Annotated in this window: 27 protein-coding genes and 1 pseudogene; 20 read left to right on the top strand and 8 right to left on the bottom strand. The window is 35.8% G+C overall.

Annotation, left to right across the window (positions count from 1 at the left end):
* Positions 1 to 33: 33 nt before the first annotated feature.
* Positions 34 to 861: an SDR family oxidoreductase gene (locus BN999_RS04840; RefSeq protein ID WP_096270248.1), complete on the top strand. Its 828-nt coding sequence runs from the start codon at positions 34 to 36 to the stop codon at positions 859 to 861.
* 84 nt (positions 862 to 945) lie between these two features.
* Here BN999_RS04840 and BN999_RS04835 read toward each other — a convergent pair whose 3' ends face one another.
* Positions 946 to 2,427, bottom strand: coding sequence for a multicopper oxidase family protein (locus BN999_RS04835; protein WP_096270247.1), 1,482 nt, complete (start codon positions 2,425 to 2,427; stop codon positions 946 to 948).
* A 201-nt stretch (positions 2,428 to 2,628) separates the two neighbouring features.
* On the opposite strand from BN999_RS04835, the gene BN999_RS04830 reads away from it, so the two are divergent.
* A complete protein-coding gene (locus BN999_RS04830; protein WP_096270246.1) occupies positions 2,629 to 3,765 on the top strand; it encodes a TIGR04053 family radical SAM/SPASM domain-containing protein in 1,137 nt (378 codons plus the stop codon).
* A gap of 156 nt (positions 3,766 to 3,921) precedes the next feature.
* On the opposite strand, the gene BN999_RS04825 is transcribed toward BN999_RS04830, so the two are convergent.
* On the bottom strand, positions 3,922 to 4,611 hold the full coding sequence (locus BN999_RS04825; RefSeq protein ID WP_096270245.1) for a Crp/Fnr family transcriptional regulator: 690 nt from the start codon (positions 4,609 to 4,611) through the stop codon (positions 3,922 to 3,924).
* Positions 4,612 to 4,766: 155 nt separating this feature from the next.
* Between BN999_RS04825 and BN999_RS04820 the strand changes: the two genes are divergently transcribed.
* The 8 genes from BN999_RS04820 (at position 4,767) to BN999_RS04790 (ending at position 11,179) form a co-directional block, all read left to right on the top strand.
* Entirely contained in the window at positions 4,767 to 5,006 is a 240-nt protein-coding gene (locus tag BN999_RS04820; protein WP_096270244.1) for a DUF2249 domain-containing protein, read from the top strand.
* A 165-nt stretch (positions 5,007 to 5,171) separates the two neighbouring features.
* Entirely contained in the window at positions 5,172 to 5,570 is a 399-nt protein-coding gene (locus BN999_RS04815) for a cupredoxin domain-containing protein (RefSeq protein ID WP_096270243.1), read from the top strand.
* A 291-nt stretch (positions 5,571 to 5,861) separates the two neighbouring features.
* Complete coding sequence (locus tag BN999_RS04810; RefSeq protein WP_096270242.1) at positions 5,862 to 6,884, top strand: multicopper oxidase domain-containing protein; 1,023 nt, start codon at positions 5,862 to 5,864, stop codon at positions 6,882 to 6,884.
* A gap of 693 nt (positions 6,885 to 7,577) precedes the next feature.
* Positions 7,578 to 7,733 (top strand): hypothetical protein, encoded by a 156-nt coding sequence (locus BN999_RS20520; protein WP_176481874.1) that lies wholly within the window; start codon positions 7,578 to 7,580, stop codon positions 7,731 to 7,733.
* A 17-nt stretch (positions 7,734 to 7,750) separates the two neighbouring features.
* Positions 7,751 to 8,218 carry a cytochrome c oxidase subunit II gene (locus BN999_RS04805; protein WP_096270241.1) on the top strand — a complete coding sequence of 156 codons (468 nt, stop codon included), beginning with the start codon at positions 7,751 to 7,753 and terminating at the stop codon, positions 8,216 to 8,218.
* An 18-nt stretch (positions 8,219 to 8,236) separates the two neighbouring features.
* Entirely contained in the window at positions 8,237 to 9,910 is a 1,674-nt protein-coding gene (locus tag BN999_RS04800) for a cbb3-type cytochrome c oxidase subunit I (protein WP_096270240.1), read from the top strand.
* 74 nt (positions 9,911 to 9,984) lie between these two features.
* Positions 9,985 to 10,617 carry an SCO family protein gene (locus tag BN999_RS04795; RefSeq protein ID WP_096270239.1) on the top strand — a complete coding sequence of 211 codons (633 nt, stop codon included), beginning with the start codon at positions 9,985 to 9,987 and terminating at the stop codon, positions 10,615 to 10,617.
* A 1-nt stretch (position 10,618) separates the two neighbouring features.
* The gene (locus tag BN999_RS04790; RefSeq protein WP_096270238.1) at positions 10,619 to 11,179 is read left to right on the top strand and encodes a hypothetical protein; all 561 of its coding nucleotides are present in this window, start codon (positions 10,619 to 10,621) and stop codon (positions 11,177 to 11,179) included.
* A 208-nt stretch (positions 11,180 to 11,387) separates the two neighbouring features.
* On the opposite strand, the gene BN999_RS04785 is transcribed toward BN999_RS04790, so the two are convergent.
* From BN999_RS04785 to BN999_RS04765, 5 genes are all read right to left on the bottom strand, one after another.
* Positions 11,388 to 12,080 (bottom strand): LptM family lipoprotein, encoded by a 693-nt coding sequence (locus BN999_RS04785; RefSeq protein ID WP_096270237.1) that lies wholly within the window; start codon positions 12,078 to 12,080, stop codon positions 11,388 to 11,390.
* Between the two features lie 30 nt (positions 12,081 to 12,110).
* The gene (locus tag BN999_RS04780) at positions 12,111 to 13,001 is read right to left on the bottom strand and encodes an ABC transporter ATP-binding protein (RefSeq protein ID WP_096270236.1); all 891 of its coding nucleotides are present in this window, start codon (positions 12,999 to 13,001) and stop codon (positions 12,111 to 12,113) included.
* A gap of 85 nt (positions 13,002 to 13,086) precedes the next feature.
* Positions 13,087 to 14,247 (bottom strand): hypothetical protein, encoded by a 1,161-nt coding sequence (locus BN999_RS04775; protein WP_096270235.1) that lies wholly within the window; start codon positions 14,245 to 14,247, stop codon positions 13,087 to 13,089.
* Positions 14,248 to 14,274: 27 nt separating this feature from the next.
* The gene (locus BN999_RS04770) at positions 14,275 to 15,507 is read right to left on the bottom strand and encodes a hypothetical protein (protein ID WP_096270234.1); all 1,233 of its coding nucleotides are present in this window, start codon (positions 15,505 to 15,507) and stop codon (positions 14,275 to 14,277) included.
* A gap of 246 nt (positions 15,508 to 15,753) precedes the next feature.
* Positions 15,754 to 16,479 carry a Crp/Fnr family transcriptional regulator gene (locus BN999_RS04765; RefSeq protein WP_096270233.1) on the bottom strand — a complete coding sequence of 242 codons (726 nt, stop codon included), beginning with the start codon at positions 16,477 to 16,479 and terminating at the stop codon, positions 15,754 to 15,756.
* 193 nt (positions 16,480 to 16,672) lie between these two features.
* On the opposite strand from BN999_RS04765, the gene BN999_RS04760 reads away from it, so the two are divergent.
* From BN999_RS04760 to BN999_RS04720, 10 genes and pseudogenes are all read left to right on the top strand, one after another.
* On the top strand, positions 16,673 to 17,245 hold the full coding sequence (locus BN999_RS04760; RefSeq protein ID WP_096270232.1) for a histidine phosphatase family protein: 573 nt from the start codon (positions 16,673 to 16,675) through the stop codon (positions 17,243 to 17,245).
* Positions 17,242 to 17,763 carry a DNA topology modulation protein gene (locus BN999_RS04755; RefSeq protein ID WP_096270231.1) on the top strand — a complete coding sequence of 174 codons (522 nt, stop codon included), beginning with the start codon at positions 17,242 to 17,244 and terminating at the stop codon, positions 17,761 to 17,763. The genes BN999_RS04760 and BN999_RS04755 overlap by 4 nt, the downstream gene beginning before the upstream one ends.
* Complete coding sequence (locus BN999_RS04750) at positions 17,747 to 18,340, top strand: GNAT family N-acetyltransferase (RefSeq protein WP_096270230.1); 594 nt, start codon at positions 17,747 to 17,749, stop codon at positions 18,338 to 18,340. Before BN999_RS04755 ends, BN999_RS04750 begins: the two co-directional genes overlap by 17 nt.
* Before the next feature lie 22 nt (positions 18,341 to 18,362).
* Positions 18,363 to 18,851, top strand: a complete 489-nt coding sequence (locus BN999_RS04745; RefSeq protein ID WP_096270229.1) for a GNAT family N-acetyltransferase — start codon at positions 18,363 to 18,365, stop codon at positions 18,849 to 18,851.
* A gap of 9 nt (positions 18,852 to 18,860) precedes the next feature.
* On the top strand, positions 18,861 to 19,262 hold the full coding sequence (locus tag BN999_RS04740) for a VOC family protein (protein ID WP_096270228.1): 402 nt from the start codon (positions 18,861 to 18,863) through the stop codon (positions 19,260 to 19,262).
* 709 nt (positions 19,263 to 19,971) lie between these two features.
* Positions 19,972 to 20,262, top strand: a complete 291-nt coding sequence (locus BN999_RS04735; RefSeq protein WP_096270227.1) for a HesB/YadR/YfhF family protein — start codon at positions 19,972 to 19,974, stop codon at positions 20,260 to 20,262.
* Positions 20,263 to 20,329: 67 nt separating this feature from the next.
* Complete coding sequence (locus BN999_RS20515) at positions 20,330 to 20,503, top strand: hypothetical protein (RefSeq protein WP_217988461.1); 174 nt, start codon at positions 20,330 to 20,332, stop codon at positions 20,501 to 20,503.
* A 124-nt stretch (positions 20,504 to 20,627) separates the two neighbouring features.
* Positions 20,628 to 21,797, top strand: a complete 1,170-nt coding sequence (locus BN999_RS04730; protein ID WP_096270226.1) for a hydroxymethylglutaryl-CoA synthase — start codon at positions 20,628 to 20,630, stop codon at positions 21,795 to 21,797.
* A 115-nt stretch (positions 21,798 to 21,912) separates the two neighbouring features.
* Positions 21,913 to 22,569, top strand: coding sequence for a reverse transcriptase-like protein (locus BN999_RS04725; RefSeq protein WP_096270225.1), 657 nt, complete (start codon positions 21,913 to 21,915; stop codon positions 22,567 to 22,569).
* Positions 22,570 to 22,690: 121 nt separating this feature from the next.
* Positions 22,691 to 23,534: pseudogene (locus BN999_RS04720) on the top strand (AraC family transcriptional regulator).
* 65 nt (positions 23,535 to 23,599) lie between these two features.
* Here the strand turns inward: BN999_RS04720 and helD are convergent.
* Positions 23,600 to 25,876, bottom strand: coding sequence for an RNA polymerase recycling motor HelD (gene helD, locus BN999_RS04715; protein ID WP_255247400.1), 2,277 nt, complete (start codon positions 25,874 to 25,876; stop codon positions 23,600 to 23,602).
* Positions 25,877 to 25,996 lie beyond the last annotated feature (120 nt).

Raw genomic sequence — 25,996 nt, 5'->3', positions numbered from 1 at the left:
AGAGATATAAAACACTTAGTAGAGGAGAAGGTTATGAGGGTTGCTCTAGTAACTGGTGCAAATGGAGGATTTGGAAAACTTATTTCGGTGGAGTTAGTTAAAGCTGGATTTGTAGTGATTGCAGCCGTGAGAAATACGGCTAATGAAGATGAATTACTGAGTATGGTAAAGAAGTTAAAAATGGAAGATAAATTAATAATTGCTGAGATGGATGTTACAAAGGAGAAGCAGATTAAGGAAGTAGCTAATTGGATAGAGTCTAAATTCGGTCATTTGGATGTGTTAATTAATAATGCAGGATACTCACAAGGAGGCTTTATTCAAGATTTAACGATGGAAGATTGGGAGAGGCAATATGATACAAATGTACTTGGTGTCATCCAAACGACTAAAATTTTATTACCGTTGATCAAACTTTCCAATCGTGGACATATTATTAATATAAGTAGTGTTAGTGGGTATTTTGGATTTCCTGGTATGGGGCCATATTGTTCTTCTAAGTTTGCAATTGAGGGATTGAGTGAGAGTTTAAGACTGGAATTACTCACTGAGAATATTTACGTCTCGCTAGTAGAACCGGGTTCTTTCAAAACAGGCATATGGGAAAAAGGGCTGGAAATTGGAAAAGTAATACGTGAGGATGAAACCTTGAAGCGGAATGCTTATAACTTTGCGAAGCGTGCTTCTGAGACAGCAGGAGATCCATTAGAAGTAGCTAATCTAGTACGGAAGATCTGTGAAAAGAAAAATCCGAAGTTACGTTATCGAGTTGGTAAAGGAACTAGGTCATTATGGTTCATTAAAAAGATAATTCCATGGGGTGTTATTGAGAGAACGGTGGTGAGAAAGTTAAAGAATTAATACAAAAAGTCGCAGATTTATTTCTGCGACTTTTTGTTATACTTTACTACTTTTCGACAAACTTCGGGGAGTGACAGGCACCCCCTATTTCACTTCGTATTGTCCCATCATGCCGGCGTCTTCGTGTTCGAGGATGTGGCAGTGGTACATGAAGATTCCTTTGTGGGTGAATTTTGTTATGATTCGTATGGTTTCTCCTGGGTGTACTAGGATGGTATCTTTCCAGCCGGATTCATTTGCTGGAGGTGGGTTACCGTCTCGGTCTAGTACTTGGAATTGTACACCATGCAGATGGAAGGGATGTGGCATGCCTCCATTTAGCCCAGTACGTTGATTCGTAACCTCCCAAATCTCTGTATCATTCCATTTTACTTCTTCATCAATTCGTGACATGTCCATTGACTTCTCATTAATGGTTAATGTTGCACCTACCCCAGCCATTACCATATCTCTTGTTACGACGGCACTATCTGGATCAATAGATTCGATGTCTGTTAATTTTTCAGGAATGTCAAATACCTCTGATGTTTTATCTGTCACAACAAATTCCATTAATTCTATTTCATGAGCATCGGTAACAGTCTTAGCTAAATCAGAACCGGTATCAATTAGTTTGATGATATCGCCAGTTTCTAATTTAGAAAAATCAACTAGAATTTCTGCACGTTCTGCTGGACTCATGCGTATAGATGTCATCTCAACTGGCTCTTCCAGAAATCCACCATCACTAGCTATTTGATAGAAGGGTTGACTGTTGCTTAATTCAAAATGATAGGTTCTACCGTTTGAACCATTTAATAGTCGAAGGCGAACCATTCCCTTTGGTACTTCTAAATAAGGTGAAATAGCACCATTCACAAGAAAGGCATTCCCATAAAGTCCCATCATAATATCAGTCATTCCAGGATCATATTGCATATTACCGTTAGAATCTAGTCTCTTATCCTGTACAACCAGTGGAAAGTCATTAATACCATATTCTTTTGGAATCGCAAGTTGTTCTGATACTTCATCCTCAATGTAAAATAACCCAGCTAAACCTTCATAGACTTGTTTTGCAGTCATGTGCATCATGTGGGGGTGATACCAAAGTGTTGCAGCTGGTTGTACAATTGTGAACTCAGGTTCCCAAGTTTCACCAGGCTTAATTCCAGAATGTGGACCACCATCATTTTTACCATCTACACGTAAACCGTGCCAGTGTAAAGTAGTTGCTTCATCCAAATCATTTTTCATTTTTACTTTTACTTTCTCCCCTTTATGAACTCGAATAACTGGACCGAGAAAGTTTCCATTATAACCAAGTGTTGTAGATTCCACACCATCCAAAATTTCACTAGTTCCTTTTTGGGCAGTTAAATGAAATTCTGCTTGATTAGGATCCGGATTCATATCTTCAAGAATAGGAGGGATTGGTAAGGGTTGAGGTTCCACAAGGGAAGAAACATCCTCAACAGATTTTTTATCTGCTTGTTTATCATCATCTGAATCAAAAGATAGTATAAGGAAAATACCACCAATCAGTATGATGGCAATGAATATGATTATTGCATAGACTTTTTTCATTAATAAATCTCCAATCACTATTTCGTAATGTCTATTTATCATTGTACCGTTAAATGTGCAAATTTGATGGCTATTTTCTAAACGTTTTTTGACAATCTTGCGCTACAAACTATTTTTCTAATTATTTGTGATAAATGTCACACCAAGTGACGTGTAATCATTCTAAAGTGAAATTGTCATTATTGACAAGGAGGGATTAACTTGTTTAATCGAGACTATAATGAAAATCCATTTATTGTTATTTGGGAGTTAACGAGGGCTTGTCAATTACATTGTTTACATTGCCGGGCTGAAGCACAGCATCACCGTCATCCACTAGAATTGACATTTGAAGAAGGTAAGAAATTAATAGATGATATTTATGAAATGGATAATCCAATGCTAGTGTTTACTGGTGGGGATCCCTTGGAGCGTCCGGATGTATTTGATATAGCGGAATATGCAATTAAGAAAGGTGTCCGGGTATCGATGACACCATCTGCAACACCTAACGTTACGAAAGAAGCCATGCAACAGGCAAAAGATATTGGATTGGCAAGATGGGCATTTAGTATCGATGGACATTGCGCGGAAGTACACGATCATTTTCGTGGTACATCTGGTTCATTCGACTTAACGATGAACGCAATTAGTTACTTGCATGAGCTGGATATGCCACTCCAAATTAATACGGTTATTTCAAGATATAATTATGATTATTTAGATGAAATGGCAGAAATGGTGGAGAACTTAAACTGTGTGTTATGGAGCGTCTTTTTCCTTGTGCCTACTGGTAGGGGAAAGGAATCGGATATGATAACTCCTGCTGAGCATGAAAAAGTTTTTAGGTGGCTATATCAGCTATCTAAACGAGTACCATTTGATATTAAAACAACGGCTGGTCAACATTATCGACGTGTCGTTATTCAACAGAAAATGCGTGAACAAAAAGGAATGAGTGGTGCAGAGCATATCTTTTATGAGGATGCAATCAATCAAGGGAAAACAGGGCAAATAGATGGTTTAGGTCGTGCACCTAAAGGAGTAAATGATGGAAATGGTTTTGTTTTCATTTCCCACACTGGAGATGTTTTTCCTAGCGGATTATTACCGATTAAGGCAGGGAATGTTCGTGTTACACCACTTTCTAAAATATATCGTGAATCAGAGATTTTTCAAAATCTAAGAAATCCAGATAAATATAAGGGGAAATGTGGCGTTTGTGAGTTCCGTCATGTATGTGGGGGATCCCGTTCTAGAGCCTATAATATAACAGGTGACTATATGGAAAGTGAACCATATTGTGTCTATATACCGAAAGCGATGCGACAAAAAGGAAAGCAGAAGCGGACCGTGTAGATAATAGCCAAGCAACGAGATTGCTTGGCTATTATTAGTTGAACAATATTACATAAGTCATTTTATAACCATATTTGTTCATTTGTTATTATATTTCTATTTTTATGGAGAAAAAAGAGTGTAGATAAGAGAAACCCATCTACATTCTCTTACTTACTAAAATATTTCTTTGTGCAATCCCATTACATCTATTACTAAATAACTTGCATAATCAGAGCTTACTAACTTTTTCTTTTTAAGTTGTGTTAGTGTTCTGCTTACTGTTTCACGGCTAGAGCCTATCATATTTGCTAATTCGCGATTGGTTAATTGTAAGTTTAATCGAGTGAATGTTTCATCATGTTTTTTTCCATCTTTAGCAAGTCTTAATAAAAGCATAATAATCTGTTCATACGTATTATGTAACATTTTTTCCTCTAAGCGATTTTGTAATTCTACTATCTTATCTCCTAATACCCGAAAGAGTTTCACACAAATTTCTGGGTGAGTGAAAAGCAACTCTTCAAACAATTTAATAGGAACATAAATTAGATTTGCATCCTCCATTACCTCTGCATGAGCTGGATAGTCATCTTTTCGAAAGAATCCTTGATGTGGAAACATCTCATTATCACTCAACACATTAATAAGTTGTTCTTTACCTTGCAAATCTGTTCGATAGATTTTAATTTTTCCTTTTTGTATAAAATAAACATTTGTCAAAGGATCTCCATGCATAAATACATGTGTCCCTTGTGGGAAAAAGCGACTTTTAGCAATATCTACAATTGGCATCATTTCATCTTTCGTTAAGTCTTTAAACATAGGAAATTGTTGTAAGAGTTCACGTATTGATTCTGGTGACATAGTACCATCCTTCCCGTTGGATATATCTATCACTATATTATCATGATACCCCATTTCAGGTGTGATGAAAATCACAGGGGTGTAGTGAAGTAACTCACTAAATTATCCCTCTATAAAGCATATGATGTACATGTACATGAAAAGGAGGAATTTAAATGAAAGAGATACAATTTGCAACAAAATTGCATGCACCAGACATAGAACCAAGAATTCGTCATCCAAAAATCTTTGAAGTGTTTGAAGGTTTAAAGGCTGGGGAGTATATGGAACTTTCTAATGATCATGACCCTAAACCACTGTATTACCAGTTTATGATGGAAAGAGATGGACAATTTTCATGGGAATATTTAGAAGAAGGACCAACCCTATGGAGAGTGGCAATCGGAAAAAAATAAAGTAGGATTTAGATATTTTATTTCCTTTGGAAATATGGAAGATTTGTGACAAGATGCCGAAAAATGGATATTTTGGTTATTAAATGTGATTTACATCACATTCAAATGCAACAATACACTTTATGATTAACTTGTAAGTAATAAAGCACATAGGAGGAATTCAATATGAAAAAAATACTTTTTGCATTACTATTCTCATTAGTTTTGGTTCTAGCAGCATGTGGGGGAGATGATTCAGAATCTAAAGAGGCGGATACATCATCTGATACAGAACAAAGTACAGAAACAGCAACTCCAGATCCTAATAACGAAGTAAATATCGTTGCTTCAAATTTCGAATTTGATAAAGATGTTTATGCAGTCAAAGCTGGTGAAGAAGTTAAAGTTTCCTTAACTAATGATGAAGGTATGCATGGAATTATAATTGAAGGTTTAGATGTAACAATTGATGGTGAGGGAGAAGCTACTTTTACACCTACTGAACCTGGAGAATATAAAATTTTATGTAGCATTATGTGTGGTGAAGGTCACGGAGAAATGGTTTCAACATTAGTCGTACAATAATTTAATTTAATACTCTTATAAACCTCAGGCTTTGATAGTGAGCTTGGGGTTTACTTTTTTTCAAATACATGGAGTCATGATTATCTCTAGGAGAATCAATCAATTGAAAATTTCATATTCCGTAAGAAATGTTAGACATATATTGTTCATAATTTCACAATAAATTGTGATTTGAATCACATGTAGTAACTGTCGTGACAATTATAATTAAGTTGAAGATAAGATAAGTAGTAAATTTAATGTTCATTACATCACAATATCTTATCTTACAAAAACTCTGAGGTGAGCAATATGAAAAAACAAATTAAATTCGGGTTGCTTGTAGGGTTAAGTATTCCAGTTCTATTAGTATCTGCTTGTGGTGATCAATTAGAGAATACAGAAAAACTGGATACGACAGATAAGAATATTGAAACAGTTAGTGCACAAGTATTTGCTCCTCATGAAGGAATAAATCAGGAACCGGTTCCTCTTGAAGTAGAACGTGATGGAACGGATGTCTTTGTTAAGATGACAGCACAAATTACTGATATTCAACTTGATAATGATACCTTGTATAAAGCTTGGACATTTAATGGTGAAGCGCCTGGTCCAGTAGTAGTTGTAAATGAAGGAGATACGATACACTTTACTCTTGATAATATGGACCCAGCAGTGCCACACAGTATGGATTTCCACGCTGTGCATACGGCACCTAATGTAGGATTTGCTAATGTTATGCCACATGAAGAAGGTACTTTTGTATATCAAGCTAATAGTCCTGGTGTCTTCATGTACCATTGTGGTACGGAACCTGTATTAGCTCATATCGCAAACGGAATGCACGGTGTCATCATCGTAAAACCAACTGATGGATATCCAACAGATAATGAAGTCGACAAAGAGTTTGTCATCATTCAAAATGAATGGTACGACTACAATGACATGGGAGATATGATAGAGGGGGAGCCTAACCAAGTAGTATTCTCTGCTAAAGCATTAGAGCCAGGACAAGTGAACACGAATGGTACGGTAGGGGCTTTAATAGATACTCCACTAGAAGCAAAAGTGGGCGATAAGATACGATTCTATATCAATAATATCGGCCCTAACGAAATAAGTAGCTTCCACGTAATTGGTACCATCATGGAAGATGTTTATATCGATGGTCATCCAGCTAATCATCAAAAAGGAATGCAAACAGTTGGCTTACCAGCAAGTGGTGGAGCTGTTGTAGAGTTCGTTGTAAAAGAACCAGGTGAATACAAATTTGTAACGCATCAATTTGAACATGTTGAAAAAGGTGCAGCTGGTAAGATTATCGTAACTGAATAACGAAGCTTTATTAAACACTAGGTACCCATCAGGTACCTAGTGTTTTTCTGCTTGAAATGAAGAATGGGCGGATTTTGTAAATCATTTAGTTCAGTATTTCTGTTTGAAATGATGAATGGGCGAAGCTTGTGAATCAATTTGTTCAGTATTTCTGCATGAAATGAAGAATGGGCGAAGCTTGTAAATCATTTAGTTCAGGATCTCTGCTTGAAATGAAGAATGGGCGGATCTTGTAAATCATTTGGTTCAAGACTTCTGCATGAAATGAAGAATGGGTGAAGCTTGTGAATCAATTGGTCCAGGACTTCTACTTGAAATGAAGAATGGGCGGATCTTGTAAATCATTTGGTTCAAGATCTCTGCATGAAATGAAGAATGGGTGAAGCTTGTGAATCAATTGGTCCAGGACTTCTACTTGAAATGAACAATAGGTGATTTTAAAGAATTAAATTGATCTGGACATCAATTTGAAATGAAGAATAGGAAATCTTTATATATCGCATCAAACAACAAGAATGGTAAAAGCACATGACTTTCTTTACTTACACATTATCCAACCTTGTAACATCGTTCACAATCTTGTCATTTTCATCTGGAAATGAGACAAAAATCACACGTTAAGTGTGACATATTTCACTTAGAAACGTCCCCTCAAAAAATACAATATAAGTGAAAGATAAAGGAGGGATTCAGGTGGCAGTGAATAAAGGGATTGTACCTAATCAAGAAGAAATTGATCATGAAGAGCATTCTTATAAAGGAGCACTAGCTTCTTCACTGATCTTTGTCGGTGGCGGAATTATATTAGTTATTGCATTACTCTTAGTTTTATATATGACACGAGTATAAGAGGGAGGTAAAGTGAAATGAAGTTTCATCGCGCTGAAGAGATTTTTCTAGTAATAGGTGTTGCTATTTTAGTACTTTCAATGGTTATTACTGGTTATCAAGGTTTTGCTAAACAAATGGGCCCCCCAAGTGGTATGGAAACACTTGATCCAGAGAAAGTAGATGAACATGAATTATTTAGCGAACCTGGTGTTTATGAAGTTGGAGAAAATAAATATCAAGTTGTCATGACATTACAAGCGTTCCAGTTTACACCAAGTAATATTGAAATTCCTGTTGGAGCGGAAGTGGAGTTTATTATGACATCAAAAGATGTTATTCATGGTTTTCAAGTTGCGGGAACTAATCTAAATGCTATGGTCATGCCTGGATATATTCAGAAAATAAAGCAAACATTTGATGAATCTGGTGAATACCTAGTCTTATGTAATGAGTATTGCGGTATTGGACACCAAATTATGAGTACAACGATTACAGTTAAGTAAGAAAGGAGGAAGATTTACATGGCGTTAGCAGAGAAGAAATTAGGGGATAAAGTAAATAAAGCTTTAGGTGTTAATCCACAGGATGCAAAGCTTACTAAAACATATTTATCACTAGCATTTATAGTATTACTAATTGGAGGAACTTTAGGACTTTTACAAGGATTAAACCGTGCTGGTTTATTCACTTTACCATCTTGGTTTGATTACTATCAAACGCTTACAGCACACGGTATCTTAATGATACTTGTATTTACAACATTATTCATGATTGGATATTTTTACGCTTCTATTTCACATGTGCTTGGGGGATTAATACCAATTACAAGAAAACTAGGTTGGATCGCATTTGGTTCAGCTGTGTTTGGTACAGTTCTGGTAGCTATTACTATCATTGCTGGTAATGCCTCTGTTATGTTCACATTTTATCCACCAATGCAAGCTTCACCTTGGTTTTATATTGGGTTAGTCTTTCTAGTAGTAGGTATTTGGCTTGCAGCAATAGGTGTATTTCTAAATGCATGGGATTGGAAGAAGAAACATAAAGGAGAGCATCTGCCATTACTATCATACTTTGCAGTTGGTGCATTCCTTCTATTATTTAGTGCAAGTATATTAGTTGCAATTGAAGTATTAACACTTATACCTTGGGCGTTTGGATGGACTGAAACGGTTAACGTTATGGTTTCAAGAACATTGTTCTGGGGATTTGGTCACACATTAGTTAACGTATGGTACTTTACAGCGGTATCAGCATGGTATGTAGCAGTTCCGAAACTTATCGGTGGAAAAGGGTTTAGTGATTCACTAACAAGATTAGTAGTAATATTACTAGTAATTTTAAACATCCCTGGTGGATTCCACCACCAAATTGTTGACCCAGCGATTACAGAAGGATGGAAATTCGCCCATGTATTTATGAGTTTATCCATTGCCTTCCCTTCATTAATGACAGCCTTTGCGATGTTTGCAGTATTTGAGCGTGTTGGTCGTAAAAACGGTGGAAAAGGATTACTTGGATGGTTCAAAAAATTACCATGGAGTGATGTACGCTTCTTAGCACCATTCATAGCAATGGCAGCATTTATTCCTGGGGGAGCTGGTGGTATTGCTCAAACAAACCATCACTTAAACCAAGTAGTCCACAACTCATTATGGGTTACAGGTCATTTCCACTTTACTTTAGGTTTAACTGTAGCATTGACATTCTTTGGGATTGTATATTGGTTAGTTCCACACCTCTCAGGTCGTGTGCTTACTCCTAAAATGAATAAATTAGGTGTTATTCAAACCATTCTTTGGACTACTGGTATGATTTTCATGGCTGGTGCAATGCACTGGGTAGGTTTACTTGGTTCACCTAGAAGAACTTCTTACTCAACATATGGTGATAATGCAACAGCACTTGGCTGGGAACCATACTTGTTCTTCTTAGCAATTGGTGGAACATTACTAATGATAGCAGTTATCTTAATGGTGTACATTGTCTTCCATCTAATGTTTAAAGCACCAAAAGGGCTTACTGAATTCCCAGTAGCTGAAACCGATGGAACAAAGAATACTCCGAAATGGACAAAGAACTGGGGGCTAGTGGTTGCATTGCTCATAATTATCCTAGCTATGGGTTATGCAATGCCACTAACAGAAATGATATTTAATGGACCTCCTGGATCACCTCCAATTAGAACGTGGTAAATGAAAATGAGAGATAGTCTTGCAACTTGTTAGGCTATCTCTTTCTATTTCCGTCATATAAGGATGTGATAAGTATGATGAAAAATAAACAACAAGTAATTGCGATTGTCCTCGTGATGGTATTTGGATTTATTTTATATTTTGTTGGGACAGATGGCTTCAAAGCTTTTACAGCAGAATCGGCAAGAACTCTTCAATTAGAACAGGACAGACCAACTTTTCCTAATGTCATTTTAGAAGATAGTAAAGAGAGAATGTATTCATTTTCTGAATTTGAGGGGAAATATGTCATGCTTACATTTATTTACACCGCATGCACAGACGTTTGTCCTCAACTAGAAATGAATTTGGCAGAAGTTTATAAACAAATCCCAGATAACTATATCGGGGAAGAGATCGTTTTTCTTAGCATAAGTTTTGATCCAGATAGAGATGATATCGAAGCTTTGAAAAAATATAGCCACTACTTTAATAGTGATGAGGAAACATGGAGAATGACTCGCATTCCTGATAAACAGGAATTACAGAATTTACTAGATTCCTTTGGAGTTATTGTTATCCCAGATAATAGTGGAAACTTTACCCATAACTCAGCATTTTATTTAGTAGATCCTGAAGGGAAACTAGTAGAAGTAATGGATTATACAAAAATAGACGAAGCAGCTAAGAAAGTAAATGCGATATTAAATAAGAAAGTGGGGGAGTAATATGAAACAAGCTATTTATGGACTTATATTTTATATCTTTTTAATGCTCCCACCTGTTATTTCAATATCTGAGTCTATTATGGTATTACACATGCATATGCAAATGCCACTACTTGTGATTGTGGGAATGTTATTCACACCCTATTTAAAGGAGAAGTTCCCTGGTTTCTTTGAAAAATGGAATACAAATGGAGTTCCAGGAACCTTGTTGTTCTTCATTATCCTTATTTATTGGATGATGGTACCAAGGGCGATGGATGATGCAATCTCAACTTTATCTGTGGAAATCTTTAAGTTTATCAGTCTACCGTTTTTAGCTGGTGTTCCTTTACGAGATAGTTGGAAAAAGTTATCGAAAAGAGGACAGAGTACAGCATTGATTAGTTTTGCAATTGTTTATGGGATTGTTTCATTACTGTACATTGCATCGCCTAATCAATTATGTAATAACTATATCGTTGCAGAACAAAAAGCTTTAGGTTGGACATCGTTATTTACTGCAATTGGTATCTTGATCTATTACGTACAATCGTTGTTTATTGAAGAAGAGCTAGAAGAATAGTGAAAGGAAATGAACTATTCATGTCTACACTTGCGAAATTTGCAGGTGTTTTTTAAACATTGTTATCCTCATTAGTACTGATACCATAAGTTAAATCTAAATCGATGATGTGAATTCCTAATTCAGAGTCTGAAAAAAATGCCCACCTTGAATGGTAGACATTTTTTCTGGCAATATTCGATAATTTCCGGGAGGTGACAGGCACCTCTCAAAGGGGTTTGAATTTAAGTGAGTAAATCCCAGTAATCTTTAATTTTTGTCCTTCTTTTAATTCAAGCTCAACTGCTGTCTCAGGGCTAGTGTTAAGGAATTCGAAGAGTCTGGGAGATTTTCCTTCTTCGAAAATTTGTAAATCCCCAAAACCATAGTCTGTAGGGAAAATAGAATAATTCCCTGCTGCAATATCTTTTCCGACTTCCCAAATACCTGCTGATAGATCATCTGAAACTTTGGTTTCTTCTGGAATAAGCATTGCATAGTCCAATCCATCAATATGAACCGTGTGAGAACCGCTTAAATCAACCGTAACACTGCCTGCAAATGAATAGTCTATTATTTCACTTAATAATAGGACTCCTTCCTCATCATGTACAAGTATCCTACCAGATTGTGGCATACCATCTGGTGGCATATCAGCACTGATCCTGTATCTACCTTCAGGAGGGGTAATATCTACACCTTGACCTTCGATAGGTCCAAGAAAAATTTCTTCTGCTTTTGCATTACTGCGATCAATAGAATCATAGATAGTGTCACTAACTTCTCCAATAATCGAATCCTTCTCAGAACCGATGATTTCGCTGTTTTCTTGGTAAGCTAATACTATCTCTGAAGGTTCTTGCCCACAACCACTTAAAGCGAATAAACCTATGATCAATACCAGGAAAAGCACTCGTTTCATATATCTTCCCTCCTAGTAATCTAACATCTTTTAAAATTCATGGTAATATTTTTCATAGTATTCAACCGTACCAAGTGGTCCAATTGTTAATTCTTTACCTTTGTAAGCAGACAATCTTACAACCCATTCCTTTTGTTCATCCATGCTCATATTTTTAATAGGGATACAGCATAAATGATCCGCAATATAAAGATGGTCATCTGGTAGTGTATAAGCTAACTTTTCATATTGTTCCGGTGTTAGTTCCAGTTTCATATATTCATCAGTAGATTCATTTAGAGGTTGTTGATGAATAATGTCGCCACCTTTTAAATAAATGACGCGATCTGCATACAAGTCCAAATTTGCTAGTAAGTGGGATGCTACGAAAATTAACTTTCCTTCTTGTTTCATCTGCATCAACCTCTTGGAAATTAGGGAAACATTAGCCACATCCAGTCCGTTCATTACCTCATCCATAAGCATGATTGGAGTGTCGGCTGCTGCAATCATGGCAAAACATAGTCTTTGTCTCATACCAAGTGAATATGTTTTTACTTTTTTCTTCACATATCCTTCCATCTGAAGTTGCTCATATATTTCTTTTACATGTTTTGTAGTACCTTTCCACATATTTGCGTATAACTTCATATGGTCAACGCCGGTTAATTCTTCAAATAAATCTCCTTGGTCTGGAAAAGTAGCTAGTTGTTTGTGTATCGATATTTCTTTTCTTTCGGTTTTATATTGAAGATCTCCGTTGAATGTAACGTTACCTTTGTTGGGTTTTAGAAAGTTAGAAATAACATTAAATAATGTAGTTTTACCAGTTCCGTTTGGGGCTACTAACCCAATAATTTCTCCGCTTTTAGCAGTTAAGGAAAGGTTATCTAATACTACTTTGTCTTTATATTTAACGGATATGTTTTCAAGTTTTAGCATGACAATCCTCTTTTCTATTATTTATTTTGGCTGTATTTGAAGTTGCTATTATTCTAAACTAACTAATCGATTCAAATTTAGAATGCTAGAATGCTTTTTCTAGTGGGACTTCTTTTGGTACTCTATGGTAAGTGAATTTATTGATCCCATAAATAACACCAATTAAGAGAACAGTTATGATGCCAAGTGTCGTCATTGCATTCCAATAATCAATACTACTATTCCCTAATTCTATAGCAAGGTCACCGGAAAGAACTTTGAAAATATCGATGTATTTTATTGGGTGTAAAAATGTGGCCTTAAATCCGGCTGCCATAGCGATGTCAGGAAGTAGGAATATCCCTAGACCAATCAGGATATTGGCAAAAGCATTTCTGAATAACATATTTAATAAGATTGACAAAAGTAATATTAGGATAGTTGCCAGCGCCAGGCCTAAAAAGATATAAACTAAGTACTGGCCGGTAGAAATCGCAATATAATCTTCATTTTTATAAATTAGAACAGGGAAAGAAAACTCTCCAGCATCAAACTTTTTCGCTACGTAAGTACTGCCTAATGTAAATCCAAGCAGTAAAAAAGTATATAGATATACAAAATGTATCATTACTTTACTTGTTACTTTTTGCATGAATGATAAAGGAAACCCTCTTAAGACAGATTGGTGTCTCTGCTCATATACTAGCATTTCATTTCCACTAATTAAGACAATTACAAGAAATAAAAGCCCAGAAAACATGGTAAGGACATTTGAAATATAATGATTTGTCGCAAAAGAGTCGGATTCGATTGGTAAATTATTGTCTTTAATATAGTGTAATAAGGCATCTTCTTTTAATATTTCTTCCCTTGGAACAATTAGATGTTCAGGAATACCTTTATTTCCTAATTCATGAACTTCAAGTCGTAAACTATTTATTTCAAGACCATTTTCTATATATTGTTCACTATCATCCCCATTACCTATAAACCAAGTTTGCATTCCTAGTAATGATTGAATTTGTGTATGGTAATTGTATACTTCTGCAACTTCAGGTAGATCATGGCGCTGCAAATCTAGATATTCAAATACAGCATAGGACGTGTCCCGTTCTATTGCTTTCTTTTTGTCAAGTGGTACTGGTGTTTCTTGACTATAATACATAAAAAATAACATAAAAAAGAATAGGAGGAATACGGCAACAAACCAACTTTTTCGATTTTTTAATAGTAACTTTGTTTCAAAACGTGTATATTTCCAGAACATATCAACTCTCCTCTCTGTCTATAGACATTATGCCGCTTTGCGGTAGAATCGGCGTTTGCTCACTATTTGTGAAACTACAAAAAGGGTGACCTCAAGGACTAAGACCGTACTGAGTAAAACGATTATCCCTTTTTCGTATGTAATCGACTCTAAAGTAACTAAATAATATTTTTCCCCTGAAATAATTCTTCCAAAATCAAAATAAGTTTGCGGCATATTACTTATTTCAATACCAAATAATTCAGTTAATGTTCTAGAATAGTAGATTCGCTCTGAAAACAATAGAAGTGAACTAACCATGAGAACTATCCAAGAATTTTTAAATATTAAGCTCAGAATAGCATTTAATCGAATGAATAAGTAAATAAGTATTGGTATTATCCCAATAGCTAATAGCAAAAATTTGGCAATGGAAATAGTGTCATATTCACTAAATCGATATCCGAAATAATCGTCTGGTTGCGTACTAGGAATTGTAATAGGTACAGAAAGTTTAAATGAACCGAAACCGTTTTGAATACCTATGATAATCACTGTTAGCAATAATAATCCAAATAGTATTAACATCGTGTAGAAAAATGCAACCATTGATTTTACATTAATTAGTCGATACCAGCCTATAGGTAACCCCTGTAAGATAGTTCTGTGCTGCCTGTCCTTGGATAGCATGTCACTACTAAAGTAGATTGCACAAAATAAAACCATAAAGGCTGTTGTCCCTAGGAGAAAGTTTACGACTGTTTGTAAAGCTGTTTTTTGTTCAATCATTTTATAAGTAACTTTAATATTTTCATTTAAATATCCTTCATATCGAAGGTTCTTTAAACTAACTTCACGGCTCTGGTCTAAATAACTGTAAGGAGCGTTAGCATATAACCTCCAATCTCTATTTACACTTTGGCCATCATAATCGAACCCCTTCATCCGTAATTGAATAAAGCGATTAAGGTTATCGTCTTCAAATGCCTTTATCATTCTAGATTGTACTTTTTGGGCATACACGTTATTGGCATATGCTGCCACGCCTGTATAACCACCGGTGCCTGTTCCGCCTCTAGCAATCATCCCCTCTGAAACTGCTTCTAGGTTTTTGATTTCTGTTTTCATTGCTTCCGGATCAAAAGAATCCGGTGTTTCTTTCGCAGGGAGAATTAAAAAACAGTAACTTAAAATTAAACTAACAAGCGCGATAATGAATAAGACGTTCTTTTTGTTTTTCATCATCATTTTAAATTCATGAACGATCATCGATTTGCTCATCATAGAATACCCCTTTTAAAATGCTAATCGAGCATTATTTTATGTAGAATTAGAATTTACTGAATCTTGTTTCTGTTTATATAGTATAAATGGTTGTAACAAGATTGTAAAATATGTAATGGAAAAATAATGAATTTAATTTATAACGAGAAAAAAACTGCTTACTTATTAGCGCAAGCAGTTTTTCGACAAGATATGCCAAATTTCGGGGAGTGACAGGCACCACCATTTTCCATGGCATTTATATTAATTTATATTACATATTTCTAGGGGGCATTCTTCGCAGCCGATTTCGTTTTTTAGGTAATCCATGTTTTTGATGAAGATTTTTCCGGATTTTTCTATGGTTATTACCTTTCGTTTTCTTAGTTCTACTAACATTCGATTGACACTTTCTCGTGATGCTGCACAAAAATTTGCTAACTCCTGGTTGGTAAGGGTAACGTTAATCAGTGTTCCACTATCACTTTCGAGCCCATAGCTATTCGCTAAACGGATGAGGGTGGAGTATAGTGCGCCTTTTTTTCCATTCAATAGGAGGTCCCTAATTTTGGACTGGAATTTTCTCATCTGTGTACTAGTCCATCTCATATACTCAAAAGTTAGGTTACTATTGGAAACTAAAGCTTTTTCTAATTGTTCTTTATCCACTACATGTACTTCACCAGAAGAAAGAACTTTACCACTTAGTAAATATACTGGGTCATCACTAAATAATGATAATTCTCCTACAATGTCATCATGATTGCAGATTCTTAATATTAACTCTTTACCATCTGCGGTCAGTTTGGAGACTTGTACAAGTCCAGATTTAACAATATATATTTCATTTGCCTCTAAACCCTCATGGAATAGATAGGTCCCTCTAAATACTTTTCTAGTTGTGCTGATAGAATTTAATAACTCTCTTAATTCATCTGAAATCGGTAAGTTTGTATTGCTCCTAGATCCTAACATTAAACCGGCTAGCATCAATACCATCTCCTTTAAAAAGCTGTTACACTCTACCATTAGTTTACCATTGAACAAGTTACAAAAGAGTCTTTACTGGTTACGATATTGTGAATCTTAACACACCCTGAAGAAGCTTCATGATTGCTTGTTTTGATAACATCAAAATATAATTATGGTAATCTTTATAATATAATGTAAATTAGGTGGTAAAATGAAAACAAATATATACTTTGTCAGACATGCCCATTCTATTTATACTCCGGATGAATTAGGTAGACCTTTATCTAAAGAAGGGAAACAGGATGCAGTTCGGGTTGCTTCCTTATTACAATCTGAAAATATAGATCTGGTTTATGCAAGTCCTTATAAACGAGCAATAGAAACTGTACAAGGAATTGCTGGGACTATCGGTAAGGAGATTATTATTGAAGAAGGGTTTAAAGAACGAATTCTCTCAGAAGAACCTGTGGAGGATTTTAAATTCGCCATTAGTAAAGTGTGGGAGGATTATGATTTCCATTTTGCTGGTGGAGAATCAAATCATATGGCTCAAGAAAGAGGAATACAGGCTTTATACAATGTGCTAGAACATCATAAAGGTAAGAATATTGTAATAGGAACTCATGGAAATATTATGGTATTAATAATGAATTATTTTGATCGTACATATGATTTTATATTTTGGCAGGAACTAGAAATGCCGGATATTTATAAGCTTTCATTTGAACAAGATAGTTTACTTGATGTTATTAGAATTTGGAATAAAGGGGAGGGGAAAGATTGAAGCGAATTGCGATTATTGGTTCAGGTGGTTCTGGGAAATCCACGTTGGCTACAAGGCTAGGTGAACTTCTTAAGATAGACGTTTATCATTTGGATTCTTTGTTTTGGAAGCCTGGATGGGTTGGTACTTCTAAGGAAGAGCAAAGTAGCTTGCAACATGAATTAGTCTTCCAGGAAGAGTGGATCATGGACGGCAATTATGGCGGTACCATGGATATTCGATTGCAAAAGGCAGATACCATAATCTTTTTAGATATTCCAAGAAGCACCTGTATATACCGAGTCATAAAAAGGCGACTTCAATATCATAACAAAACTCGACCTGATATGGGAGAAGGCTGTGAGGAGAGACTTAATTTAGAATTTCTAAAATGGATTTGGAAATACCCAATTGAAAAGAAGCCAGGTATTCTTGCTCGATTGGAAAAAGAAAAAGATAAGAAGGTAATAATTCTAGCCTCACCGCATGAGGTGGAGAGATTTTTAAGTCATTTGGAGGATTATGTGGATGGAAATTAGAGAATATCGACCAACTGATGAACAAGGGTGGCTACGTTGTCGGGTACTTTCCTTTTTGGATACAGCATATTTTGATAACGTCTTAAAGGAAAAGGAACACTACGATAATCCTTCAATTGAATTAGTAGCAGTGAAAGACAATCAAATTGTAGGGTTGTTGGATATTGAATATGAAGTAGAAGAAGGGACCGTTTGTTCAAGAGGAACAGGGCTAGGAGGTATGATTTGGCATATTGCTGTTCATCCGGATTACCGACGTAATGGAATTGCGACCAAACTTTTAAAAAAGGGAGAAGAAATGGCTAAAGTTAACGGCCTTAATCGTTTGGAAGCCTGGACAAGAGATGATGAATGGGTTAATACTTGGTATAAAAACAGTGGCTTTCAACAGGTTGACTCCTATCTTCATGTGTATTTGGAAGGGGAGGAACTGAAGGGGCATTTTGAAACTGAACACCCAAAATTGCATCCAATCTTCTCATTTGCACATTATGTTGGCGATAACAAAGAGGCAATGATAAAGAAGTTTAAACGTGTACATGAGTGTGTGTGTTTTGAGAAGCCCTTATTTAATTAAGTTTCTTACAGGGGGAATCACGATGATAAGAATAGAAAAAGCAAATCCTTCGCATGTAGAGGGCATCGTTAAGGTTTGTACAGAAGCTAACCGGGATACGTATGGTGAAATTTATAGCAAGGATTATTTGGAATCCATTATTAACGAGTTTTACTCTCCAGAACGAATTTTACAAGAGGTTTCGAGTTCATCAAGGGAGTGGGGTGGCTACTTAGTTGCATTAGATAACGAAGTAGTCGTTGGTGCAGGTGGTGGAGGTATGACTAGTCCTGAATCAGGGGAGGTATACGTGTTGTATCTTGACCCTAACAGAAGGAGGGAGGGAATTGGAACACTTCTTTTAAAAGAGATTACAGAACAACACAAGTCTTTTCATGCAACAGAACAATGGTTGTCTGTTCAAAAAGGGAACGACAAAGGAATTCCTTTTTATGAATCAAAAGGTTTTGAATTACAATCGGAAGAATTAACTGATGGCTATGTTTCACTACGATATAAAAGAAATATTTAGGAGGAAATAATAGTGAACTTTATAAAACGTGTTGGAACGACTTATTTACCTGTTGAAAATCCAGAATCTTCTTCAAAGTGGTACGAAACTATTCTTGGAGCAAAAGTAAATTATCTTGACGAGAATAAAGCCATCTTAGAATTTGCAAACCAAAGTTTCTTTCTCGTAAAAGCATCACCAGGTGAACGATTGAGTTTCCGTGATAGTTATGGTAATGAGCGTTTTTCTCTTACATTTGAAGTTGATGGTTATGAACAGCTAATAGAATTTCATACATATCTAAAGCAGCATGATGTAAAAGTTGGTGAAATTGAGGATCGGGGTCATCCGGGTAATAATTTTGTGTTTGTAGATTTAGATGGAAATAAGTTTGATGTGTGGAGTGAGTTAAGTCCGCGTTTTAAAGAATAGACCGTCTTCGAAAAGTTAGGTGTCATTTAGGAACTCCGCGATTATAATTAAGAGGCTGGGACAAAAGAGTTTTAGTTGATTAAAATCCGAACGAACATGAAAAGCGCATAGACCCGCTCCGGAAATATACTACGCTTTTACTGTCAGCACAGGGGCGACATCTGTTCGAAAAGACCTCACAGTGTCTACCTTGCCACGGGCGGCTGGTGAGCCTCCTCAGAGCTAAAGCTCTTCCGGGGTCTCACCGATGCCTATCCTCCCGTAGGAGTCTCCGTATATTTCCGGAGCTGATGTGGTGTTTCGTTCAGGTTCTCAACTTATACTTTTAGTTATGTCCCAGCCTCATTTGGTATGTTACCGCTCCGGCAATACTCCGCTTCTACTGGCCCGGATTTAGACTCCTAGAGAAAAGCGGAGTAATGTCCTATTCAAAATACTTAGTTACTGCACAGCAACTATGGACTATTTGTTATAAGAGGTTCACCTTAATACAAACTTCTTTTATAACATCTATACTCCTACTATATTTATAATATCAACCCTTCTCTGTGGCTCTAACCCTTCTAACGATTACCACTCCTTTATCAGAATTAAATATGAAACTGATATTGTCATTTTATTTTCGAATGGATTAAGTCATATCCCCCGCATTTTGAGTTAATCTAATATAGAATAGGTATTGGAAATGAAAAATGAGTGGGGTGTACTGATGAGTTTTCAAATAACAGATGAGGCAGTAAAATGGTATAAAGACGAAATGGGCTTAGAAGAGGGAGATTATGTAAAATTCTTCCTTAAAATATATGGTGGAATTAAAACGGATCATCCGAATTATTTTCTAGGACTATCAGTAGGAAAAGATGGTGAAGTTGGTGAAAGTATAGTCATTGACGGAATTACATTTTATTTTAGTCAAAAAGATGTCTGGTTTTTGAAAGAATATGATATGAAAGTTGTAATGGGAAATGAAGAAGTTGAGTATCAATTCACGGAGAGGTAGTTTAGAAATAAGTTACTTTAACCTGGACATAATAATCCTTGAATAAGTTATTCTTAGGAGGGTTATGATGTCAGAAGAAAATAAAAATATGAACCGAGATACTGGGAAACAGAAGAACCACGGAATTAAATATAACACAGAGCCTGAACGTAATGGACAACATAAAGAAGAATTTGCTAGTGATAGTGAGTTTCTAAATATTAATGGGAAGAAGAACAAACGAAAAAGAGATAATGGCTAACCTAGTTGGGGCTTGTTTGGTATACTGAACAAGCTCCATTATACATAGTAAGAGGTTTGGATTGTGTGATTTTTCACATATAGATATAATAGGGAAAGAGGAAAACTGTAAAGGAGTTATCAGCATGAAAATAGGTATTGATAAAATAGGATTTTATACACCGCATATGTTTGTGGATATGAATAAACTTGCGGTTGCTAGAGACGTAGAGCCTGAAAAGTTTACAATTGGGATTGGTCAGAGTCAAATGGCTGTTGCCCCCGTAACACAGGACTCCGTAACATTAGCTGCTAATGCAGCATTAGAAATAATTGATGATGAGGACCGAGATAAAATTGATTTTGTTATATTTGGATCTGAATCAGGGATTGATCATTCAAAGTCAGGAGCAGTTTATGTTCATCGTCTTTTAGGGCTAAATCCTAATGCGCGCGCAGTGGAAGTGAAACAGGCTTGCTATGCAGCTACTGCTGGTATTCAGATGGCAAAAGGTCATGTCGCGTTAAACCCAGAAAGTAAGGTGTTGGTATTAGGGACAGATATCGCACGCTATGGTTTAAATACGTCAGGGGAATCAACACAAGGTGCAGGCGCAGTGGCCATGGTAATAAGTGCTAATCCTCGAATTATGGAGCTAGAAGAACATAATGTTTATTTGACAAATGATATTATGGATTTTTGGAGACCAATCTATTCGGACAAGGCTTTTGTTGATGGGAAATTCTCCAATGAGCAGTATATTTTATTCTTTAATAAAGTTTGGGAAATTTATAAGGAAAAGTCTGGCCTCGAATTAAAGGATATGGAAGCAATTTGTTTCCATTTACCATATACAAAAATGGGACTGAAGGCATTACGGACTGTATTAGACGAAGCACCAGAGGATGTACGCGAACGACTATTAGAGAATTATCAAATCAGTACAACCTATAATCGGAACGTCGGTAATATATATACTGGTGCCCTTTATTTGAGTTTACTCTCTTTACTAGAGAATAAAGAATTAGCGGACGGCTCAAGAATCGGTTTGTTTAGCTATGGTTCTGGTGCGGTAGGAGAGTTCTTCACAGGGATTCTCCAACCGAACTATCGAGAATATCTAAATATTGCTGGACATCAAAATTTATTTAAATCACGTAAAGAAGTATCGGTAGAAGAATATGAAACCATCTTTGAAGAAACGTTACCAGTAGATGGATCGGATATTGAATTCGATATTTCAAAAGATCCGGCAACCATTGTACTTAGTGGAACTCTAGATAATAAACGCCAATATGTGAATAAAAATAGGTAATCTATAAAAGAACTCTAGGAGAAATTCCTAGAGTTCTTTTATAATTGTATATAGAATGGTAATTTATATTTGACAGAAAATATACTTAAACTTATATAGATTAGGATGATTTTTAATGAATATTAGAATTGAGATCTTATATAAATCATCAAAAGGAACTGAAACAACATTTATATCAGATGAAATGAATCCAGAGAAAGCTCTATTGCTTGCGGAAGACTTAGAGCGTACAGGACGAGTGAAAAATATGATATTTTATGATAATCATGATACGACCTGGATGTTAAAAGAACTGAGAAAATACGTACAAAGTGTGGATGATGAGCCTCATAACATTGTTGTTTTTTTTGATGGTGGGTTTGATGTAGGAACTAAACATTCTGGCCTTGGATGTGTTATTTATTATGAGCAAGCTGGAAAGCAATTACGAGTCCGTAAAAACGCATTAGTAGAGGAATTAAATACGAATGGTGAAGCGGAATATGCTGCACTCCATTTAGCTGTTTCTGAATTGGAATTTATGGGAGTGCATCATATACCTGTTACATTTTCAGGAGATTCCCAAGGTGTGATTAAACAAATGAATGATGAATGGCCGTGTTACGAAGAAGAATTACTTCGTTGGATTGAACGAATTGAAAGTAAGGTAGAGGAATTAGGCATTACCCCAGAATATAAATTGGTACCAAGGAAGAGGAACAGGGAAGCGGATCACTTAGCAACACAAGCCTTAAATGGAGTAGAGATATTTAGTAATAGTGAAGTAGAGTAGATTATTTAATATAAGTATAGAACTGTTCTAGAAGAGCACGTAAAAACAGGATTCACTTATAGCTACTTGTTAAACTGAATATAGAAAAGGGAGTTGGGGAGACTTGGAAAAACTTCAAAGAATGATTGATAGTATTGAATACATTGAATCCAATCTTGACGAGGAACTAGCTATTGAGGAGATTGCAAAAAATGCGTTTATGTCTAAATTTCATTTTCAAAGAATGTTTAGTATGCTCACTGGTTATACCGTGAGTGAATATATTCGTAATCGGCGAATCACGAAAGCTGCACAAGAACTCGTTAATTCAAATCGAAAAATAATCGATATTGCTTTGAAGTATGGTTACGAAAGTCCGGAAGCATTTACTAAGGCATTCCGAGCCATTCATGGCGTTACCCCATCCGCTGCAAAGAAAAATAGTCAATCTTTGAAGGCCTACCCTAAACTGTCTTTTCAAATTCAGATAAAGGGAGATGTGGAAATGGATTACAAGATTGTAGGGAAAGAATCGTTTAAGGTAATAGGGAAGAGCATTCAGACTTCTACATTAGGAGGCGAAAATAATCGTAAGATAGCATCTTTTTGGAAAGAAGTTAATTCGAATGGTTTTGTAGAAGAGTTAGAGAAGGATTGCGGTTCTCTTGGCATACTTGGTATTTGTATGGAGTATGACCATAAGTTAGAGAACTTAACCTATTTAATTGCTTGCTGAAAAGAATAAAGAGCAAGTACCAGATGGTTTGGAAGAAAGAGAAATTCCAGCTGCAACATGGGCTGTCTTTCCGGTAATAGGAGCTATGCCTGATGCTATGCCTAGAACCTGGAAACGAATTTTTTCTGAATGGTTCCCAGCAACAGGTTATGAACATGCTGGTGGTCCAGAAATGGAAGTGTATAGTAGTAACGGTGATCCATCTTCGGAAGATTATTATAGTGAAATATGGATTCCAATAAAAAAATAAGTAATAAAAAAGGTTGGGACAATAGGTGATTAGTCAAAGTGAAATCCTATTGTCCCAACCTCTTCTTAATTAAGAGCTTCTTGCAAGAAGATACATGGATGGTGTCCTGAGAGAATGGTTAAGGAATGCATGGCTCTTGTACATGCAGTATAGAATAGTGTTCGGTCTGATTCTTGATGATAATGGTCACTCGAAGCATCAGGAATTATTACAGCATCAAATTCAATACCTTTAGCTAGATAAACAGGTAATACTACAATACCTTTTTCAAATGAATAGGTATCTTCATTGATTTGTTTAATAGCAATGTTATCCTTTAATAATGTGTAGATCTGATTACTTTCCTCTAAGGTCTTGCAGATGATTGCTATGGTCTCGAACTTTTTCTCTTGTAGTTTTTCAATCGTATTAACCAAGGTCACGGGTGATTCTGTATTATCATCCTTCATGATAATATGTGGAGGATCTCCATCACGCTCAAACGGTTCGATCATTTCTCCACCCGGTGCAAACTTCTTGGTAAACTCAACAATCTGTTTCGTAGAACGATAGCTTTTCGTAAGTAGGATTCTCTCATGATTCCCCTCTATAAATTCCGGTACTAGTGGATTTTCCTTAGAGGCATAGGTGTAGATTGCTTGGTTAATATCACCTAGGAGCGTCAGTCGAGTAAAAGGAAAAATCTCTTTAATATATGCATATTGAAATGCAGTATAATCTTGTGCCTCATCAATGAACAGATGACGGACCCCACGATTTTCCTTATCCCCAACTAGTTTACCTCTAAAATACCTATAGGCTGTTGCATCTTCCCAGGTAAGAAATCTATTTGAAATATTTTCTAATGTCAATTTAGCGATAATTTGCCATAAATCATCATCTTTTGTTTGTTGGTTCTCAAATAGCTGCTTATATGATGCTAGGGTGTGAACAAATGCGAACTTTTTGACTTTCTTTCGAATAGGAGTGAATTGTTTCTTAATTACTTCAGCACGTAGGATATCTTCTTCTAAGCTGAAATCTTCTTCATCAACCCGTTGATTTTCATAATAGGCTTGTAGATAAGCTTCTTTATCTAACAACTCAATTTGATCCATAACCCAGTCTTTCTTTTTCTCTTCTTCTTGATGGAATCGTAACTCTTTCAATAGCCATTTTGCCACATATTCCATTCTGTTTGGAATGGAATCAACATCTTCCAGTGAATAAAAATAATCTGAAATACGTTCCTTCGAGATTAATATCCTGTTTTGAAAGGTAATATTTCTAAATTGAATACCACTTGATAACAAGGATGTAATATAGTCATCTAAAATATCTTTAAAATCAATACTAGACTTAAGCTTCATATTTTGTTCTCTGGCTGCTAATACATTCTTATCTCGGCAGGTTAGAATATACTCCATTTGCTCAAAAGGGGATTCTATCGAAATACTACTTTCAATTCCATTTCGTAAAAAGTCTAAGAAAGTTGTTTGACTAATGTTGGTCTCTCCAAGTTCTGGAAGTACATTCGCTATATAGCTTGAAAATAGTGGGTTCGGTGAAAATAATAATAAATTATTGGAATTCAAGCTTCCTCGAAAACGATATAATAAGTACGCGATACGTTGTAAGACGGCAGATGTTTTACCACTACCTGCAACCCCCTGTACAACAAGTAATTTGCTATGTTCATTACGAATAATTTTATTTTGTTCCTTTTGGATGGTAGCAACAATACTTTTCATAGTGGTACTGGCATTGTTCCCAAGTGCATCTTGTAGGAGACCATCGACGATTGTAACTCCTGTATCAAACATACCTTTGATTTTACTTTGCCTTATAATATATTGTCTTTTAAGTGTTATTTCACCCGAAATAGTTCCAAATGAGGTGTCGTAATAAGCCTCACCAGGAGAGAAATCATAATAAAGACTGGAAATTGGTGCCCGCCAATCATAGATTAGAAATTCTTCCTCATTGCGGTCCATTAGGGAAGCAACACCAACATAAATTTGCTCTTTTTCATTTACTGGACTTTCAGTGAAATCAATTCTCCCAAAATAGGGAGACTCTTTCAGGCGATTAAGTATCTTAAGTTCTTTACCTATTTCTCCATGTGACCTCTCTCGCTCTGCAAGTAACTCTGCTTGCTGTTTTAAGCTGGCTTGTGTCTCAATGACATCATCAGGTTCATCTAAGTTAACCGTTACATCTTCCCAGAAGTTTTTACGGAGATCAATAATGCTTTCCTTTAGTCCGCCTGCTTTGGAGAGTAGTTTTTCTTCCTTCATGTTGATCTCACTTACTACATCATCAACGCGTTTTTGTTCCATTTGCATACTAGTGTCATTACTCACTAAATCAACCCCAATCTAAATTATTTCTTTTTGTTGACTCTAAGTTCGATTGGTGATATAATATAATTGGATAATTATATTATATTTTTATAAAAATACAGTCACTTTCTTACTTTAACA

Source organism: Paucisalibacillus globulus (assembly GCF_900184735.1).
Classification (GTDB): Bacteria; Bacillota; Bacilli; order Bacillales; family Amphibacillaceae; genus Ornithinibacillus; species Ornithinibacillus globulus_B.
The sequence above is the reverse complement of the archived record's forward strand: the minus strand, read 5'-3'. Positions and strand labels throughout refer to the sequence as shown.